Source organism: Sulfidibacter corallicola (genome assembly GCF_017498545.1).
Classification (GTDB): domain Bacteria; phylum Acidobacteriota; class Holophagae; order Acanthopleuribacterales; family Acanthopleuribacteraceae; genus Sulfidibacter; species Sulfidibacter corallicola.
In genome coordinates this window covers 7,630,075-7,650,126 of the sequence record NZ_CP071793.1, presented here as the reverse complement: position 1 = coordinate 7,650,126, position 20,052 = coordinate 7,630,075, and the positions used below count along the sequence as shown (strand labels likewise).

General features: G+C 50.5%; 8 protein-coding genes. 3 read left to right on the top strand and 5 right to left on the bottom strand.

All coding sequences use genetic code 11. The features are described from left to right. Nucleotides 1-649: 649 nt before the first annotated feature. Entirely contained in the window at nt 650-1,645 is a 996-nt protein-coding gene (locus tag J3U87_RS23470; protein ID WP_237378215.1) for a hypothetical protein, read from the bottom strand. Between the two features lie 1,603 nt (nt 1,646-3,248). Between J3U87_RS23470 and J3U87_RS23465 the strand changes: the two genes are divergently transcribed. Next, nucleotides 3,249-4,541, top strand: a complete 1,293-nt coding sequence (locus J3U87_RS23465) for a helix-turn-helix domain-containing protein (RefSeq protein WP_237378214.1) — start codon at nt 3,249-3,251, stop codon at nt 4,539-4,541. A gap of 316 nt (nt 4,542-4,857) precedes the next feature. Here J3U87_RS23465 and J3U87_RS23460 read toward each other — a convergent pair whose 3' ends face one another. Further along, nucleotides 4,858-5,544 carry a tyrosine-type recombinase/integrase gene (locus J3U87_RS23460; protein WP_237378213.1) on the bottom strand — a complete coding sequence of 229 codons (687 nt, stop codon included), beginning with the start codon at nt 5,542-5,544 and terminating at the stop codon, nt 4,858-4,860. 1,148 nt (nt 5,545-6,692) lie between these two features. Between J3U87_RS23460 and J3U87_RS23455 the strand changes: the two genes are divergently transcribed. Then, nucleotides 6,693-10,307, top strand: a complete 3,615-nt coding sequence (locus tag J3U87_RS23455) for a serine/threonine-protein kinase (RefSeq protein ID WP_237378212.1) — start codon at nt 6,693-6,695, stop codon at nt 10,305-10,307. Between the two features lie 1,052 nt (nt 10,308-11,359). On the opposite strand, the gene J3U87_RS23450 is transcribed toward J3U87_RS23455, so the two are convergent. Continuing rightward, nucleotides 11,360-11,875, bottom strand: a complete 516-nt coding sequence (locus J3U87_RS23450; RefSeq protein WP_237378211.1) for an RDD family protein — start codon at nt 11,873-11,875, stop codon at nt 11,360-11,362. 1,274 nt (nt 11,876-13,149) lie between these two features. Between J3U87_RS23450 and J3U87_RS23445 the strand changes: the two genes are divergently transcribed. Further along, nucleotides 13,150-16,827 (top strand): serine/threonine-protein kinase, encoded by a 3,678-nt coding sequence (locus tag J3U87_RS23445; protein ID WP_237378210.1) that lies wholly within the window; start codon nt 13,150-13,152, stop codon nt 16,825-16,827. Between the two features lie 657 nt (nt 16,828-17,484). On the opposite strand, the gene J3U87_RS23440 is transcribed toward J3U87_RS23445, so the two are convergent. Further along, nucleotides 17,485-18,669 (bottom strand): hypothetical protein, encoded by a 1,185-nt coding sequence (locus J3U87_RS23440; protein WP_237378209.1) that lies wholly within the window; start codon nt 18,667-18,669, stop codon nt 17,485-17,487. A 430-nt stretch (nt 18,670-19,099) separates the two neighbouring features. Further along, nucleotides 19,100-19,576 carry a GNAT family N-acetyltransferase gene (locus J3U87_RS23435; protein WP_237378208.1) on the bottom strand — a complete coding sequence of 159 codons (477 nt, stop codon included), beginning with the start codon at nt 19,574-19,576 and terminating at the stop codon, nt 19,100-19,102. Nucleotides 19,577-20,052: the final 476 nt, after the last annotated feature.

Genomic DNA, 20,052 nt, shown 5'->3' with positions numbered 1-20,052 from the left:
CGTGACTGGGTCTAAGTGTAGGCTAGAGCTCTTTTCGTGACCAGATGCGGTTCGCTTGGCTCTTACCTTTGGCTTGGATCTGAAAGTCATCTTCAGCAAGCAAAGTTTTTATGGCCATGAAGGGAAAATGAATAGCAAAAAGATTTGTGTTAGTTTGGGCAAAAATAAATTCAGTAAAAAATAACAGGCCGACATTATTTCCACACAAACAAAGCCTCCACTGATAGGAATGGGGAGATCACTCTATGAGAGGTTCAAAAAAAGCTTATATGGCCAAAAGGAAAAAATACACCGGTAACGGTAATTTGAATCACCATTACCAGATTCAAATTGACACAAATTTCGAAAGATGATCAATTGGTAGTTTTTGAATATGAAAATCATCTGATGAATCGATCTAGTTTAGTATTTTTTGTTAAGAAAGCATCGTAAATAATTTGATGATATGAGTACCATCATTTCCAATTAATTGTTATTCTGATATCTTTATTTCAAACCGCAGAGACTGCAGAGACTGCAGAGACTGCAGAGATCGAAGCGGGAACCTCGGGAGGCATTGTGTTGCATGGCTTGGCCGATGGGAATTCCAGAACCTAGTGTTTAAGTGAACGTTTATAAATTGGCGACCTGACATGTTCTTATTTGCCCCCTAACCAGGTACCTCATGGAAAAAAACCGTGCCGTCGAAACCGACAATCAGGCTAACACTTGACAGTTCATTTCGAAAGTCAACCGTAAGTTCGATCTGAAAATGATGTCTCTGATTTAATCGATCTATTATTACACCACTCAATTTCATTGTGACTGCCTGTCGAGTGTTGTGAGGGATTTGCATAAAGTCATAAACACAAATCTCCGATCTTCGAGTTGCACCAGCATAGACTTTTTGTGTTCTACTTCGGGTTCTTGAATCTCCTCGTCCAAAAATACGGACCCTGATTGGGGGTGTGGTGTCCAAAACAAGGATGGCATCGATCCCGTACCCTTCTGGAATTTCAAGAGTTCCCTCAATATAGGCCTCGCTTTCATTTTTCTCCGGCAAGTAAATACTTTCGAGTGCTCGTTGCTTTGGGTCTGGCACAACAGAAAAGGAGCCAATAGCTGAGCCAGCGAAACGAGTTCTGACTTGAATATCGTATTGATCGCTAGGAGGAATATTAAAATTTGTAGGGGGGGACACGTAATTGTTCGTACTTTCGACTACTTTACCGCCACGAAGTATTGTCACCAAGGCTGAGTGTGGTGGGTCCCAATTTACTTCAAATTCTTGATAGACAGACTGGCCATTTTCAGGGCTAATTAGGTTAAGATCTTTCTCTACAATTAATGAGACGAGAAGTATCGCCAACGAGACTTCTAGTAAAGTGAAAAAGAAAAAGAGACCGAGAACTAAGAACGCTCGCTGGTTTTCAGGAAAATGGTGGATGAACTGGAATACCTGCCCAAAAATAATGATTGCAACTCCTCCTGAAGTTGCACAAATTAAGGCTGGTATATTTCCAGGAGCGACAAGCTGAAGGATTAACCCAGCACTGATCGCCACAACAAGACCGGTTAATTGTATACGAGTTTTAAGGTGAGGAAGAAATTTGATTATTCTCTCAATCCAACTCAAATAAACCTCACCATTAGTTTCCTGTCTCATTTCCAGCACTTCCCCACGACAATGTTTATGCAGAAAATTCAACTGAAAAAGCTTGCAGATCTCCGACTATCCCATAAAAGACCGGTATTGTCAAATCTCAGAGATCTTGACCAACGCAGTGCTAGATTCCCAAGTTTCATGATGGCAGAGGTTTATGATTGGGTGCATTAGCAAAAATCTGTTCGTAGTCGAATCGGAGTCATTTGGGGCGATACAAAAGGAGCCTAAATGAGATAGTTTGGTAAAACTAAACCTGAGTTATATTGGTAACTAATCAATTCGTAACGGCTACAGTTGTTCAGACTATTTCAAATCTATACAAAAATTCTCCAAGTAGATGGATTAAATTGACTTCAAGGGGATTCCTTTAATCGTAGTATGAAACGATTTACGTTGACCCATGAGCGGTACCGCTCTGTGTAGCTTTGATATCGGCTTTCCGTTTGAGACCAAGAGCTACAAAGTTTGTGCGGAAAGAGTTTGGCGATATGTTTCTACCTGGCACAAGAATAGTCGCAGTTCGTTTTACGATATTGTTGATATAATTGACCGAAATAGGCTTTAATGTTTCGCGGAACCTGTGGTTTTGGAATGGATAGAAGATAAAGTCACAAGATTGGCCCTATTTAGCTCGAAACTCATTGAGAAGAGTTAGGTATCCAGAAGGAACCGGAATCAGTTTCTCTTTGTTTCCCTTTTGAGTAAGTCATGCCAACTTATTGATAAAATCTATCTGGCCCCATCGCAAATCGGCGATTTCGCGACGGCGGAGGGCGGCCAAAAAAGTCCTAGAACGAATAGAAAGTCGCGAGCTCTGGTCTCGCTCTGGGAGGCGCGTTGTTTCATGTGGTGTAGGATTACCAAAGCCTTATCTTCGGTGAGGTCATGAGTATTGCTGCGCTTGGATACATCAAGCGTCTCCATATATATTATTGGATTAATACGGAATTCGTAGAGCTTGACCAGAAATCCAAAAAATGATGGAAGCGTGTTTCATCGACGGTTATAAGTTCGTACATTACATACTCGGTTCGTGTGTGGATCAATTCGAAGATAGTCGCTCAAGTACAAATAAATACTGTTGTAACGATCAGCCAATTCCAAGACTGATCAGATCGGCAAAAGTTTTGTCACCGTCGAGACCCAGTTGATTGAGGAGCCCTGTCACCTCGCGACGGTAGGCACGTTGTTTCTCCCACGAGGTTTTTGTGTTCAGGAAGCGATCAACGACCTCGCGAATAGGGATCGCGGCGCTCTCTTCGGCGATGGGTAAAACCTACGGAGTGGATATGAATCGCCCCGGGATTGCCGGAGACTCCATTTCTTGATTAGGATGGAGTTATGAAAAGTACAAAGCGCTATTCACCAGAGTTTAAAGAGCGAGCGATTCGCCTCTCACTTGATCATCAACAGTCTGCATTCCAAGCTTCTTCCCGGAAAAAGCAAACATCTAGAGGAATCTACAGTCAATAATTGGCTTTACCGACCCTGTTGCGAAAGGTGTCGGCTTTTCATTCAAAATAATTCGATTTGATTAAAAACAAAATGAAATCTAGAATGGAGAAAGTCGAAAATTCTCTCTCGATGAGCCGAGGAGTTATCCTTGAATATTTACCAAGAGTGGGGTTTTACAGAGTCACCCTTTCAAACTAAAGCGCTGGAAGCCGATGAAAAAGGGGAAGCACTTCTAGTTGGTAGAAATTCTGAGATTATTAAAATCCAGAGAAGGCTACACAATCCACCTAAAATAACCTCAATTGAAGGGGCAAATGGTATAGGTAAAACAAGCCTAATAAATGTAGCTGCGTACAAATGCTTCAAGAGCTTTTTGGAATCAGGAAATAGTCCTGTTATAATACCTTTGAATAAAAATTTTCAACTTAATCCCAGTTCATTCGTTGAAGAATTTGTTAACGACGTATTGATGGAAGTAGCTCAAGCACTCATCGAACATCAATCCCAATTAAAGAAAATTACAGGTAATCTTGATACAAGACATCTTAATAGCTGGTTAAATTCTCCTCAGATCCATTCTTATTCAGCATCGATAAGTGGGCTTTTTGGCGGAGGAAAAATAAACGCGATCAATACTTCATCTGGGTTTTCAAGAAGCGGCTTTAAGAAGATAGTTCTTGATTGGTTAAGCGAACTTTTTCCTTCACATTCGTCAGGCGGTGTTCTATGTGTTGTTGATAACCTTGAATTACTGATGACATCAAACAAGGCACGAGAGTTTGTTGAACAACTTCGTGACGAAATTTTATTATCTCCAGGTTTGAGATGGGTTGTTTGCGGTGCGCTAGGGGTAACATATAGCGTTCTCTCTTCTCCAAGAATTGAGGGTATTTTACATGATCCGATAAACATTAAAAAAATAGATGATGAATGCATTGAGGAACTTTGGAAATCTCGAATCGAATACTACGCCGTAATCAGCGAGCCATATATGCCTTTGACTATCGATTCTTTTAGATTACTATACGAAATCTTAAACGGAAACACTAGATCAGTCCTTAGCTACTCTGATAACTATTGCACATGGGTAAGTGATAATGATCAACCTCAAACCAAGGAAGAAAAAGAAGAATATTTCCAAGAGTGGCTAGATTTTGAGAGTTCGAAAATCTTTAGTTCTGTATCGAGTTTTCTTAGGCCGCGCGCCTGGTCGGTATTTGATAAACTTATCGAATTGGGAGGTGAAACTTCTCCAGGTTCTTTTGCGGAATTCGGCTTTAGGTCCTATCCAGCCATGAGGCCAAGCATTAAAGACCTTGAAGATTGTGGACTAGTTACCAGTCTCCAAGATGATTCTGACAAAAGAAAGAAAACGATTCTCGTAACTCCTAAAGCAAGATTAGTTCATTATCATAAACACATTTCAAATACTCAGGAATGAATAAACTCGAATTTATCCATGGGTCAATTACTTTAGATTTCAAAATAACTCCAGATATTTGCTCTAAGTTAGGGATCAAACTATGCGGTAGAGTCATCAAAAACTCCTAGAAATTCTGAGTAAAGGTACCAACTAGTAGTTCGAGGATAGGAGTTAAAGCACGGATTTTCGCTTGCTAAGTTTCACGGAAAAGTTGGGTGCTTGGCTAATTCCCCGGGAAAAGGGTACTCTCCTCACGCTTAGGGATTTCAAAATGTCCTCAATGGAGAAGGTTGACAATTTAAATTGAGGGCCATTAATATGGCCCCAAAAATTCCTAAAGTTCTAGACCCATATAGATTCCAGCAATTTCCTCGCTCTGAATACACAGGTATTGAAGTGTTTGCGACTGATTGGAGTGGCCAAATGCGACCATCAAAAGTGGAATGGGAACATCTTTTCCGACACGTTGCCAATAGCCCCAAGTCTTTCGCAACGAATGGCTAGCATAGTTGCCCGCGAGTCCAGCTTTTTGGCACCAATTTTTTACATACTTTGAAACCGTGGACACCTTTAGCGGTTCATTTGTTGTTTTGCTTTTGAACAACCAATCCTCATCCTCAAAGTGGCCTGACTTAAGTAGATTCTGAATCGCATTCACTACGGCCCTATTCGCTGTTACCCTACGATAAGTCTTCGTTTTCGGGAGTTTCAATTCGAAATCATCACCAGGTCTCAATCTCCGAACCTGATAAATTTTGATTGACAGAAGCTCATTCGCCCGGAATGCCGTATTTATCCCCAAGGTAAAAAAACACAAGTCACGGGGGCGACCTGCGAGAAAGTCCTTTATTGCCTTGATAGCCGTCTTGTCTTTGATTGGTGAAACTTTGATTGAAGAGCCTTTTTTTGGATGATTGGGGTTAGGTTTTCCGTTGATCTGTCCTTTCTCAATCGGCTCAACACTTGAACAATCTGGTATCGGTTCCTCCTTTTTTCTGCACAGCCCGCAGAGTTGGCCCATGGTGAACGAGGAATTACCTGGCCCAAGAGAAAAGCTGTGCCTCAGTTATGATTTTGGCAGGTGAGGGCATTTTTGTAAGTCTCGTGTTTGGTCTCGCGAAGTCCCTGAGATAAAGATGACAAACGAAGCTAATTACGGAAATAACACAAGTCAGCCAGGATGTCGCCATCAAGCTCAAGTATCTTGATATAAATGGCTTGTACAATACACCCTATTGAGCCCATGCAATAGGTTTACCGGCTCAGATTGCTCTTCGAAGCGATCCACACTCCGCAGATGCGAGACGCCAAAGAGCGAAGCACCAATAGAAGCAGGAGCTTTGGAATGTGCGACCAGCGGTCGCACCTACCTGGCATGACAACCCTCTCAGGCAGCCGGGACCACCATGCTAGCTCACTTCGCCTTGTTTCATTCTCGAAATCGAGCGGGTTTGCCCGCTGGTCCGGGGCTCTTATGTAACAAACTCTGTAAAGCTCGAAGATAAAGATAAAAACCTAAAAAGGCGGATGTGCAGGGAGTTCGTCGAAAAATGTCGGCCCGGCGGGCCAACTTACTGCAACGACGCCCCTCTCACAAATGCGGGAACTCCCAAACGATTCGCTTCGATTAGTTACCCACCTGAAACCCGGGCCCCCGGCCTGGACGGCGACTCTGTGGTAAAAATCCTGGCTCTCCCCTGGCTGGTGTCGAATCCCCCTGGATCATGATCTTCACCGGGAGCGGTTGTATCCTTCGCGGGCAAACCAGACCCGACCCAAGCACATTTCATCGGCAAAACTCATTATTTTTCATGTAAAATATCGTACAAACGACGTCTCACTCGACAAACGCCCAAAACCCCAGCCCACAAAAACCACCGGATCCTGCCGCGTTTGAACCTATTCACCTGCCGCTCCCTTTTTGAGTGACGAATCGACGTAAAGGCCGTCCCTTCAAACGCCAGAACGCCAAGCCCGGAACTCAGAGAAAGAACGCTCTCGAATCGAGAAGTGAGCGCCACGATGACCGACAGACCTCGTAACGTCGCCCATCCGGATCCGGACCCCGCTGACCCCGAGGTGTCGGATCACGGAATACCGAACACCGAAAGGTCGGACCCCGAAAGGTCGGACCACGAAGTGTCAGACAACGGTATACCGGACCACGAAATGTCGGACAACGATGTACCAACCGACGAGAGCCGCGCCGATCAGCTCTTTCGCTTCGTTGAGGCCAGGGATCCCGAAGTTCTGAAGCGTTGGATGCAGGCCTACACCGCCGAGGGCCGCGTCGATGCAGGCACTTCCTCCGACGAGACGAACGACACAGCGAATCCCATCGAATCAACAGAAGACGACCAGGCCAAGAGCAGCAAGCAGGCGAAAGACCCGACCCCGGAAAACGAGGTGCCACCAGGTGGGGCCGCGCCGGGCGAGGTCTTCAGCAGTCAGATGGAGCTGGGGCCCGGCTCGCCGTGCGGGCCCTTCCGCATCGAGAGGAAGCTGGGCCGCGGCGGCATGGGCAACGTCTACCTGGCCACCCGCGCCGACGATCTCGACCTCCAGGTCGCGCTGAAGACCCTGAACACTTGGAACCCCAAGATGATGTCGCTCTTCCGCAAGGAATGCAAAATCCTCTCGGGGCTCCAGCACACCAACATCGCCCACCTGATCGACGCCGGCGTGCTGCCTTCCGGCCAGCCTTGGCTGGCGATGGAGTACGTGGCCGGCCAGACCCTCGACGTCTACCTGGCCAAGCACGACCTCGACCTGAAGGACCGGCTCCAGCTCTTCCTGAAGATCTGCGACGCGCTCAGCCACGCCCACCAGCACATGGTCATCCACCGCGACCTCAAGCCCCGCAACATCATGGTCAGCCCCGAGGGCGAGCCCAAGCTGTTGGACTTCGGCATCGCCGCCGTGCTCAACCCCGACACGGGCGAGCAGCAGACCGTCACCGCGCTCTCCACACCGATGATGACGCCGGAGTACGCCTCGCCGGAGCAGGTCAACGGCCAGCGCCTGAGCGCGGCATCGGACGTGTACAGCCTGGGTGTCCTGTTCTACGAAATGCTCACGGGCCAGCGCCCCTACCGCATGAACCCGCGCAACCTGGCCAGGGTGATGCGCGCCGTCAACGAGTCGCCGATCACCAGGCCCAGCCGGGTCCGCGGCAAGGAGGGCGAGACCACCGGCCGCTTCACCCGCCAGTTGCGCGGCGATCTGGACACCATCGCGCTCAAGGCCCTGGAGCGGGACCTGAAGCGACGCTACGCCAGTGTCGAGGCCTTCGCCGCCGACGTGCGGGCCTACCTGCGCGGCTTACCGATCGAGGCCCGTCCGGCCACCACCCTCTACCGCTTCCGCAAGTTCGTCCTGCGCAACCCTTGGCCGTTGTCCCTGGCCAGTGGTTTGGTGCTGTTCCTGGTGGTGTTTTCCGTGTACGCCGCACACCAGCAGAGGATGATCTCCCGCGAGAAGCGCACGGCGGAGCACGTCACCGACTTCCTGGTCTCGATGTTCGAGCAGACCGATCCGAACCTGTCGAAGAACCGCGAAGTGAGCGCCTTCGAGGTGATGGAGAACGGCCGCCGCCAGCTCGAAACGGGCCTGATCGACGAACCCGAGGTCAAAGTCCGCCTCATGGCCACCATGGGCAAGGTGTATTTCGCTTTAGGGCATCAAGATCAAGGGATTGAGTTGCTGGAAGAAGCTTCGCAACAAGTGAAGTCCGATACAGAGGAAGCGTTTTTTATCGAATCGGAACTGATTCGAAAACTCCAGTTACATGGTGATTATTCTGCTTCCGAGAAACGCCTAAAAACTTGGGTCGACAGACAAGTTAAAAACCTAAATAAGTTCTCCCGCACGCGTCTAGCACTCATGAGAGCCCACCAGTTGTTTTTAACAGGAAAACCAATAGAAGCCGCAGAGGTTTTTGAAAAACTCTCTCCCCACATTGTAGAATTACCAACAAGAGAACAATGCCTTATTCGCCAAGCTTACGCCGATGTTCTTGCCAACCTTGGCCAATATCACAAGGCAGTGCATGAGCTTTCAAGACTAATCGATACATTGACGGAAATATATGGTGACCATCACTCTTACACTGCAACCGCATATTGTTCTAGAGGAACATTCTCAATTTGGCTAGGCAATTACAACCAGGCAGAGACAGATTTATTAGCGTCCATAGAAATCAACCAGCATCTTTTTGGCGAACAGAACCCACACCAAATCGAAGCATATTTTCAATACAGTTACTTACACATCTTCAGAGGAGACTATGCAGCCGCCGAAAACATGCTCCTAAAAACAAAGTCACTAACAGAAAATCACTTAAGTGAAGAGAATCACTACACAGCCAAAGTTCTCAGCGGCATGGGAACACTTGCAAAATATCGCGGTAATTATCAGAAAGCCAAAGACCTCCACGCTCAATCTCTAACAATGTATCGAAACATTTACGGAGATTTTCACATAGGCATTGCCAATAACCTTGATGCCCTGGCGCAAATAGCTCGAAGGCAAGGAGAATACAATAAAGCCCAAGTCTACTATCACCAAGCATTAAACATCGATAAAAAATTATATGGAGAACATCATATCCACTTTGCAAACAGGCTCAACAATCTTGGAAAGTTATTTTTAGACAAAATGGACTTTGCTTCAGCGGAACCACTTCTAAAAAAATCACTAGCGTTATCAGAAAAAATATTCGAAAGCAATAATTACTACATATCTTCCAAAAGAAATGATTTGGCATATCTATACAAACAAAAACGAAACTACCAAACATCTAGCATACTCTTCAGGCAGACACTAACTGAGTTCAAGAAACATTTCGGAGAGCATCACCCACACGTAGCGACAGTCCAGGCTAATATTGCAAAAGTTCTATTCTCAAACGGTTATTACAATGAGTCCAAAGAATGGATTCTCAAAGCTCTCCACACACGGCAACAAACTCAAAAAAGTCATCATCCCCATTTCATATATAACTCATTGATTCTATCGGACATTTTAAATGCGGCAGGCAGTTATCACAAAGCAAGGCTCCGCATAACCAAAGCAGCCCAAACAATAAGAGACTCTGACAATCAGGATCCCATTAGCGCCTTTCGCATTCAAAGATCACTAGGGAAATCAGCACATTTTCTTGGCAAACTTAATAAAGCAGAATTTCATTTTCAAAAATCATTTCTCCTAGCTCAAGACATCCTACAACACAACGACCACCAAGTGATGTCTATCCAATTAAACTTAGCCACTGTGTTAATTATAAGGGGGCAAATTCTCGAGCCTGAGTCTCACCTAAAAAAAGTATATGCCAACGCAAAGGACTCCCAAGATCCACTTCTTCTCCCAGAAATCAACCACCAGCAAGCCCGCTTGTTATGTCTTAAAGGGGATCAAAAAAACGCAGCAAGCCTATTTCATGACGTCCTCACCAAACGCCGCGAAATCCTTCGCCCCAAGCACCCGCTGATCGCCAATACGCTGATCGATCTCTCGGATTTGCTGGCCGACATGGGCCAGCACGAGGAAGCGCTCCCGATGATAGAGGAAGCGGCCACCATCTATGCCGACTGCCTGCCGCCGGAGCACGAATTCCATCAGGTCGCCAACTCCATCAAGGGACACATCCTCCACGGTCTCGGTCAACAGGACCAAGCCCAGAGCCTGCTTCGCGCCGCGCAGCAGGCCCTGGCCGATCGCATGGGCGAGGACCACTACCTCACCCTGGACGCCAAGAAACGTCTCGAACGACGCCAAACCGATTGACTACCTCCGATTCTGGCACTTTCCTGCCAACTCGGGGCTCAAAGCGCTTCGCGTTTTGCGGATTTCTGACTCCGAGCAATTCATCAGGAACCCTGGAAGAACGGAAACCAGGAAAGGATCAAGCACCCACCCCGGAGCACGAGCAAATCCTTCCGGGTTTCCTTGATTCCTGACTTCCTGATCAATTTTGACCCAAAACGCACCACTTGGCCGACAGCACCACCTTCCAACTCCGTTTGACCGACTCAGAACAAAAAGCGCTTCGCGTTTTGCGGATTTCTGACTCCGAGCAAATCATCAGGAACCCTGGAAGAACGGAAACCAGGACAGGATCAAGCACCCACCCCGGAGCACCAGCAAATCCTTCCAGGTTTCCTTGATTCCTGACTTCCTGATCAATTTTGACCCAAAACGCACCACTTGGTCGACAGCACCACCTTCCAACTCCGTTTGATCAACTCAAAACCCAAAGCGCTTCGCGTTTTGCGCATCTCTAACTCCGAGCAAATCATCAGGAACTCAGGAAGAACGGAAACCAGGAAAGGAAAAAGCGGCCACACTGGAGAACGACCCAATCCATCCTGGCTTCCTTGGTTCCTGACTTCCTGATATTTTCCTCCCACAAAATGCACAACACGCCTACTTTAAACTATTTAGCGCTTGAGAATTGCTTGAGAGAAGTATCGCCCAGAGAGAGGCAACGACCGGAATTCAGGGGTCGACGAACGTTTTCAGCTTCGCAATCAATCCTTCGATCGTCGCTTTGTGTTCGTGGCGAGGGTGTTTTTGAAGAAATCCCTCGAGATCGGTGATCGCACCAACCGGAAGCGCCCTCCCCGAAATCGAGATATTCCATAGAGCTCCGTTGACGATGGCACCCCCGGCAGGAGTCGCAATACTGGAGTATTTAGGCACGCGGCATGAAGAAAGGTTCTCCGAAAAGTCTTTGATCCACACCAGAGACAATCAGTTCCGTCTGGTCCCACATAAGGCAACCCGACGAAAGGTCATCTCCCGATCCTCGATCCATGCGAAGTCACCTTTTGGACCATTTAGCGGGTGGAGACCACGATGGCCTTGGGCAACGAATCGTGCCAACACTTATCTTCATCCGAAAAGAAAATCGAAAGCGGATCGAAGGGGATGAAACGACATAGGGATCGAATCGCCGTCTGGGCCAGGGTTAGCGATTCGCCAGACTCATCGATCACGCGCGTGCCAGTGACGAATTTTCCGGGGGTCCGCCCCAAATAATATTCAAAACCAGTGTAGTAGAGATAATAGAAACCCAGACTGATCGGTGTGGCCAAGGCATCCAAGGTCGACTCTGTGGATTCCGGTTGCCCATGGATCCATATTTCCAGAACTCCCAGAATGACGAACAACCCAAACAAGAATAGCTGGATCACGATCAAATCGAGGATATGGTTGGCAAGCCGTTTCCCCAATGTCGCCGACTCGAGATTTGTCAAACCCAGGTCGGTTTGAACGTCGACAGAGGTCACGGTGGTCACTTCATAGGGATTTTGCAAGTTCACCTCACAGACTCCTTTTCTCGGGTAGTTCACGCTACACGAATCGTGCACCATGAAAACTCACTCGGGGCAAGCCAGCTTTCTTAGGGACAGAAGCAGGCAAGCAATGGATCTCACATCTAAAAAACCATCAATCAGGGTTAATTTCAAGATAAAATCAATCTTTTTGACACATTATTTCGTCACAAAGACCCCATAAACAACTTCATCAAAGTCAAAACAGCAACTCATCTCGAAGGGTTCCTATCCATGCGATAGCACCCCACGAACACGTTAGCTCTGCTTTTCGCCATCGTAGCCTCTATGATTCAAGATGGATACATGACTGCTCACACCAGGTTGGGCTTGGAGCCCGACCGATGCGGAGGTACCTTTTCAAAAAAACCCTGTTTCTGGATGAGCACGAACCAGTCTTACCGACCCAGCACGATGAACCTCTTCGGATGTCGGGAACAGCTACTGCGGGCTTCGACCTATTCCAATCTCAAAATTGAGCTGGCCACCCGCCTCTTTAGTGCAGAGCTCTCTCTTGAAACAAATCCGTCTGGAGTGCCCTAAAGTCGAGAGATTCGTCGTGCCAGGTAGGGGCATCAGGGGCGGTAAGCCCGCCGGATGAACTAGTCGAAGTAATCCAGGCGAGGAGTTCCAACATATTTTCGAGGGTCGGCGCGATTAAAACAGTCGGCTTCAAAATGTGCGGCGGGCCGGCGCACCTACCGGGCCTTACCGGCCCTGCACCACACCCCTTTCGTGAATGCGGGAACACCTATGCGATTCGCTTCGATTAGTTGCTGACCTGAAACCCGGGCCCCGGTCTGGGCGGCGACTCTGGAATGAAAGTGCGTGACGTTCGAATAAATAGTTGAAAACGCGATCTACGACGGCGGTTGGAAATATCATCAATGAAGCTCGGCCCAGCGACCTGAACGGGCCCGACACCTACTGTCGCGGCACCCCTCTCGGGAATGCAAGGACGCCAATGCGGCTCGCTTCGATAAAGTTCTGACCTGGGAACAATACGACCTGCTACTCGCACATTTCACAGATACCGGCTGTCATTTTTCATGTAAAATATCGTACAAACGACGTCTTCCACAGACTATTCACCACATCAACGACGTCTTACTCGACAAACGTCCAGAACCCCAGTCCACAAAACCACCTAGATCCCGCCGCGTTTGAACGTATTCACCTGCTGCTCCCTCTTTGAGTGACGAATCGACGAAAAGGCCGTCCCTTCAAACGCGAGAACGCCAAGCCCGGAAATCAGAGAACGAACTTTCTCGAATCGAGCAGTGAGCGCCACGATGACCGACAGACCTCGTAACGTCGCCCATCAGGACCCGGGCACCGAAGTGTCGGACCACGAAATGTCGGACCACGATACACCAACCGACGAGAGCCGCGCCGATCAACTCTTTCGCTTCGTCCAGGCCAGGGATCCCGAGGCTCTGAAGCGTTGGGTGCAGGCCTACAGCGCCGAGGGCGACGTCGGTGCCGGCACTTCCTCCGACGAGATGCGCGACGCACCGGATCGCACCGAATTGCCAGAGAGCGAGCAGGCCAGAAACTCCGAACAGGCGAATAGCCAGGAGGCGGTAAACAAGGTGCCACCAGGTGAGGCCGCGTCGGACGAGGTTTTCAGCAGTCAGATGGAGCTGGGGCCCGGCTCGCCGTGCGGGCCCTTCCACATCGAGAGGAAGCTGGGCCGCGGCGGCATGGGCAACGTCTACCTGGCCACCCGCGCCGACGATCTCGACCTCCAGGTCGCACTGAAGACCCTGAACACTTGGAACCCCAAGATGATGTCGCTCTTCCGCAAGGAATGCAAAATCCTCTCGGGCCTCCAGCACACCAACATCGCCCACCTGATCGACGCCGGCGTGCTGCCTTCCGGCCAGCCTTGGTTGGCGATGGAGTACGTGGCCGGCCAGACCCTCGACGTCTACCTTGCCAAGCACGACCTCGACCTGAAGGACCGGCTCCAGCTCTTCCTGAAGATCTGCGACGCGCTCAGCCACGCCCACCAGCACATGGTCATCCACCGCGACCTCAAGCCCCGCAACATCATGGTCGGCCCCGAGGGCGAGCCCAAGCTGTTGGACTTCGACATCGCCGCCGTGCTCAACCCCGACACGGGCGAGCAACAGACCGTCACCGCACTCTCCACCCCGATGATGACGCCGGAGTACGCCTCGCCGGAGCAGGTCAACGGCCAGCGCCTGAGCGCGGCATCGGACGTGTACAGCCTGGGTGTCCTGTTCTACGAAATGCTCACGGGCCAGCGCCCCTACCGCATGAACCCGCGCAACCTGGCCAGGGTGATGCACGCCGTCAACGAGGCACCGATCACCAGGCCCAGCCGGGTCCGCGGCAAGGAGGGCGAGGCCACCGGCCGCTTCACCCGCCAGTTGCGCGGCGACCTGGACACCATCGCACTCAAGGCCCTGGAGAGAGATCTGAAGCGGCGCTACGCCAGCGTCGAGGCCTTCGCCGCCGACGTGCGGGCCTACCTGCGCGGCCTCCCGATCGAGGCCCGCCCGGCCACCACCCTCTACCGCTTCCGCAAGTTCGTCCTGCGCAACCCTTGGCCGTTGTCCTTGGCCAGTGGTTTGGTGCTGTTCCTGGTGGTGTTTTCCGTGTACGCCGCGCACCAGCAAAGGGTGATCTCCCGCGAGAAGCGCACGGCGGAGCACGTCACCGACTTCCTGGTCTCGATGTTCGAGCAGACCGATCCGAACCTGTCGAAGAACCGCGAAGTGAGCGCCTTCGAGGTGATGGAGAACGGCCGCCGCCAGCTCGAAACGGGCCTGATTGACGAACCCGAGGTCAAAGTCCGCCTCATGGCCACAATGGGCAAGGTGTACCGCGCGCTTGGCCACCTGGAACAATCGCAAGCGTTGTTCGAGAGCGCAGTGGAGAAATCTATTCTGGAGGCCGAGCAATCTTTACTCATAGAGTTAGAGTTGATTCGAACGCTACAACTTCGAGGCAATTACAAAACAGCCAGCACGCGTCTCGATGTTTTGGAGCAACGTTGGGCAAAAACACCCAATTCAATCACCCTAATGCGAATAAATCAGGCACAGGGCAGGCTTTGGTTTCTCCGAGGCAATTACATCAAATCCAAAGCCGCCTATGACATCCCACCAGAACACCTAACCAAGCTACCCATCGAAGAGCAGCTTACCTTTCGTCAAGAAAGAGCAGAACTGGAATCAGCTTTTGGGAATTATCAAAAATCGGTAAATGATTTAATAGCACTGCTCAAAATAAAACAAGAACTATATGGGAAACATCATCTTGAAGTGGCAGTAACGTATGCACTTTTAGGTACTCAGTATACACAGCTTGGTGATCATGAAAGAGCAATCGATAGTTTCAATCTTGCGGAACTTGTTATTAATCACTTATTTGAAAATCAACACCCGTACCTGATCAATATCCAAACCGAACGAGCAGTTCTCTTTCGAGAAACTGGTAATTATTCGGCGGCTAAGTCTGAAGCTCAAATTGCTTTAGAAAAAGCCCGAGAAGTGTTTGGTTCCAAACACCCCTTGATAGCTAACAATATCGCCGAATTATCAGGATTATACAAATACCTAGGGGATATCAATTCGTCAGAGGCACTGAGACGCGAATCTTTAAGAATGTACAGAGATTTATATGGGGAAACTCATAAAAAAGTAGCAGAAGCTCTAAAAGAATTAGCAAAATTGCATCAAGAAAAAGGTGAATACTTAGTCGCTGAGTCGCTTTTTCATCAAGCCCTATCCATCGATTATCAAACCTTTGGAAAGCGGCATCCATATACAGCCAACAGAATGGATGCTTTTGCGGGGCTCCTACATGAAATGGGGGAGTACGATAAGGCAGAAACTATGTTCCGCCACTCTTTAGAAATCTTCAGAGAAACGCTCGGAGAATACCATCCTGATACAGCCGTTACACTTCATAACTTAGCGGCTATGGTTAGAGATCGAGGCGATTATGTTAACGCTGAGAAGCTGTTTGCTGATTCAGTATTGGCAATGAAAATAGCTTTTCACGATACGCATCCACATTATGCAACGACATTAGGAAACTTTGCCAAAACCTATCTTTATAACGGCAACTACAAAAAAGCAGAGACGCTCTACTACCAGTCGCTATCAATACGTCAAAATTTATTCAAAAGCAATCACCCAAGAATAGCTAACTGCTTAAGAGATTTAGGTATTTTGAATTATTATCTAGGTAATTACCAACAATCTAAATCATTACTAAACTCAGCAGTCAATACATACCAAAAAACCTTAGGAGCAAATCACAAAAAACTCATACTGTGCAATAAGTTCCTAGGGAGGCTCTATCATTCCACAAACAATCTTACCCGCGCAGAATATCATTTTCGCCAAGCTCTCAAGCATGGTTTATTACTTCCAAAAAACCGAAACATAGAATTAATATCCGTCCAAGCAGCACTCGCAAATTTACTTTCTCAAAGCAGTCAAATAAGTAAAGCAAAATCTACCATTAGGAAAATAGAGGCCCAAATTACCCAACCTCAAAACCCCTTGCTCATACAGGAAGTCTACCACGTGAAGGCTCGATTGCTTATCAAGCAAAAACAACTTCAAGAAGCAGAAAATCGATATCGTGACGTCCTCACCAAACGCCGGGAGATCCTTCGCCCCAAGCACCCGCTGATCGCCGATACGCTGATCGATCTCTCTGATTTGCTGGCCGACATGGGCCAATCCGAGGAAGCGCTCCCGATGATCGAGGAAGCGGCCACCATCTATGCCGACTGCCTGCCGCCGGAGCACGAATTCCATCAGGTCGCCAACTCCATCAAGGGACACATCCTCCACGGTCTCGGTCAACAGGACCAAGCCCAGAGCCTGCTTCGCGCCGCACACCAGGCTCTGGCCGATCGCATGGGCGAAGATCACTACCTCACCCTGGACGCCAAGAAACGTCTCGAACGACGCCAAACCGATTGACTCCCCCCGATTCTGGCACTTTCCTGCCAACTCGGGGCTCAAAGCGCTTCGCGTTTTGCGCATCTCTGACTCCGAGCAAATCATCAGGAACCCTGGAAGAACGGAAACCAGGACAGGATCAAGCACCCACCCCGGAGCACCAGCAAATCCTTCCAGGTTTCCTTGATTCCTGACTTCCTGATCAATTTTGACCCAAAACGCACCACTTGGTCGACAGCACCACCTTCCAACTCCGTTTGACCAACTCAAAACCCAAAGCGCTTCGCATTTTGCGGATCTCTAACTCCGAGCAAATCATCAGGAACTCAGGAAGAACGGAAACCAGGACAGGATCAAGCACCCACCCCGGAGCACCAGCAAATCCTTCCGGGTTTCCTTGATTCCTGACTTCCTGATCAATTTGGACCTAAAACGCACCACTTGGCCGACAGCACCACCTTCCAACTCCGTTTGACCGACTCAGAACAAAAAGCGCTTCGCGTTTTGCGCATCTCTGACTCCGAGCAAATCATCAGGAACCCTGGAAGAACGGAAACCAGGACAGGATCAAGCACCCACCCCGGAGCACCAGCAAATCCTTCCAGGTTTCCTTCGTTCCTGACTTCCTGATCAATGTTGCCCCAAGAAACACCACCTTGGACCCGCCGGCCGTGCCACTCAGACCATTTGGTTCGGCGGGGGCTGCTGCACCCGCTGCGGGATGAAGAACAGCGCGCTGCTGCCTTCCTCCCCGCTCATGTCGTGCTTGACGCGGTTCAGCGCACTTTCCAGGTCGGGAAACGAATCCTGCCGACTCCGTTGGGGGTCGATGATCCACCACTTGCCATCGTCGTCCTTGCGGAACGTGACGTAGTGCTTCGACAACCCACTGTAGCCCACCATGAAACGGTCCACGTGGTCGCCGATCTGGTCGGTCACCGGTCCCAAATCGGCGTTGTCCTTGTACACCTCGCGCACCTCGGTCACTTCGATATTGGCCAGGTTCGCCGGAATCGTGCCTTCGTTCCCCAATTGCGTGAGCAGGGTTTTCATGTCGGGTGGGTTGATGCCCACCAGGTTGGTGGTGTCGTGCTCGTCCAGGTTGCCCACACTGCGGGGGTAGACCTGGTCGAGGGCCTCCTCCGCCTCGATGCCCTGGTCCTCCGCAATGATGCCCTTCAGGCGCTCCCCCACATTTTCGGCCGAAAATTGGTTCTTCCCCACGAAGGCGTTGAGCGCGTGCAAGCCACACAACCCCGATGCGGCGCCCTGCTGGCGTTCGTGGTGGAACGGCGCGGTCCCGTCGGGACTGTTGTCGTTGGCCGCGCGATAGTGGTAGAACTCCAGGTCCTGACCGTGGGCTTGATGGGTCTCGGCATCCAAATCGAGGTGGGACCGCTGGGAGGCCGCAATGATCGTGTACTCGTAGTCGGCGAACCGCTCGTCGAACTGCTCGGTGGTGATCGCCTCGAACGCCTCACCGTTCCAGATCTCGGCGTTGGCCGCACCGTTCGGTTGACGCAGGTAATGCACGGCGATGTTCTCGTCTTGGTCGGTCGTGATGACGAACGCCATGTCGTGTTCCGGACCGGCCAAAAAGTCCACGGGATTCATGTACGCATTATCCATGTTTTCCTTGGACTGGGGCGCTGGGGCTGTATCGTCGCCGAAAACAGGCAGGTTCTGCCCCTGCAAGGCGTCTCTCAGGGCCTCCGCGAACGCCCGAGGCGTTTCGGCCTGGATGTCCCCCAAACCGAAGCGCTGCGAGATCGCGCCCGGTACGTGAAGATTGATCTGCGGTTGGTGCTGTTGCAGACCACCCTGTGCATGTTGAACGGGATTGCCGCCCCTGATCCGATCCATAGAGCATACTCCTTTTACAATAACGATATAGATAAGTGTCGCTTCCTGCGTTGGAGGCCGGCAGCCCATGGTCGGGGAAACCATGTGCCGGGACCGCTGGGTGTTTCTCCCCAGTGCCGGGTGACCGGGACACGAATGTCCGGCAGCCTCGCTGCCTTGCCCATAAGTTGTTGCGAGCTTCATGGATATGCACGTCGAGGTCTCGAGCATTGATCGAACCGCGCCCAATTTCGTGACGTACATCACACTCCAGCAGAACCAATCAAATGCCAAGTAGGAGACGACGAAGGCGTTTTGAATTCCGTCAGGGAATGGATGGAACGCACGTGACACGCATCGCTTGGCATTGGTTCCAATTTTCCGCACGACATCGGGAAAGCGGGAAAACAGGAGTCAAAAGCGAAAGAAACGCTCGCACGATGGATGGGCGCTAGCCCAGGGCGATCGTAAAAATCGGCAGGAACCGGCCAGGAACGCTGCCGGACTCCCGCTGTCCAGTGATTTCGCCACCGGCGGCGCGGTAGAACGCTTCCGCATTCGGATCGCCTTGAATGATCAAGCGCCGCCCGCCCACTCGTGCCGCGACCTGCTTGGCGTGCTCGATCAAGGCGCGACCGACGCCTTGGCCGATGTGCTCCGGTGCTACGAACAGGGCGTCCAGCTCGAAGGTTCCCTCGGGCGCCAGCTTTTCCAGCGCGTAAAAGCCGAGGATGTCCGTGTCCCGCTGGGCCAGGTAGTGGTGGAAGACGTCGTCGCGGATTTTGTCGGGCCCGATCGTCAACTCTTCGCGGCAGGCTTCCATAAACTCGGGATCATATCCCCAGTATGCTTTGGAGCGCAGCGCCAACTCGGTCAGCACCTGGGCCTCTTCCGGTCTGGCGGCTCGAATCGTCGGCGGCGTGTTCATGGTGTTCATCCTGCGTGACCTTGCATTGCCCGTGGCCCGGGCGTCGGTTCATGGGAACATCTTAACCGATCGGGGGCCGAGGGAAGTACCTCTGGTGGGCTTTCTGCCCCCCGTTGACCCACACGGTACGGCACTTGGTTACCTGCCGGAACGCTCGGCGTTACGACTTCGAAAGCACGGACCAGCCCCCTGGGCGGGCCCGGCACCCACTGCAGGGCACCATTCTCCGAGATCGGGAAATTCCTGGAAGACGTGCTTGGATTGGCAACAAGTTGGCTTACCGCCCCCGCTCCACCGCCAAGCGTTTAGATGCTTTTCGGAATGCGGGTCCTGCCAAGATGCGCTCACGGCCGAGCGGACATATCTACTGGCTTCCGCGCTCTCTCGACTCGCGGGATCTTCGAGGTTGCTCGCTTCGGGGATGTTTTGTGGGGCGAGCTTGGGTGCTTCGCTCTTTTCGGTTGGGGTGTTTTGTG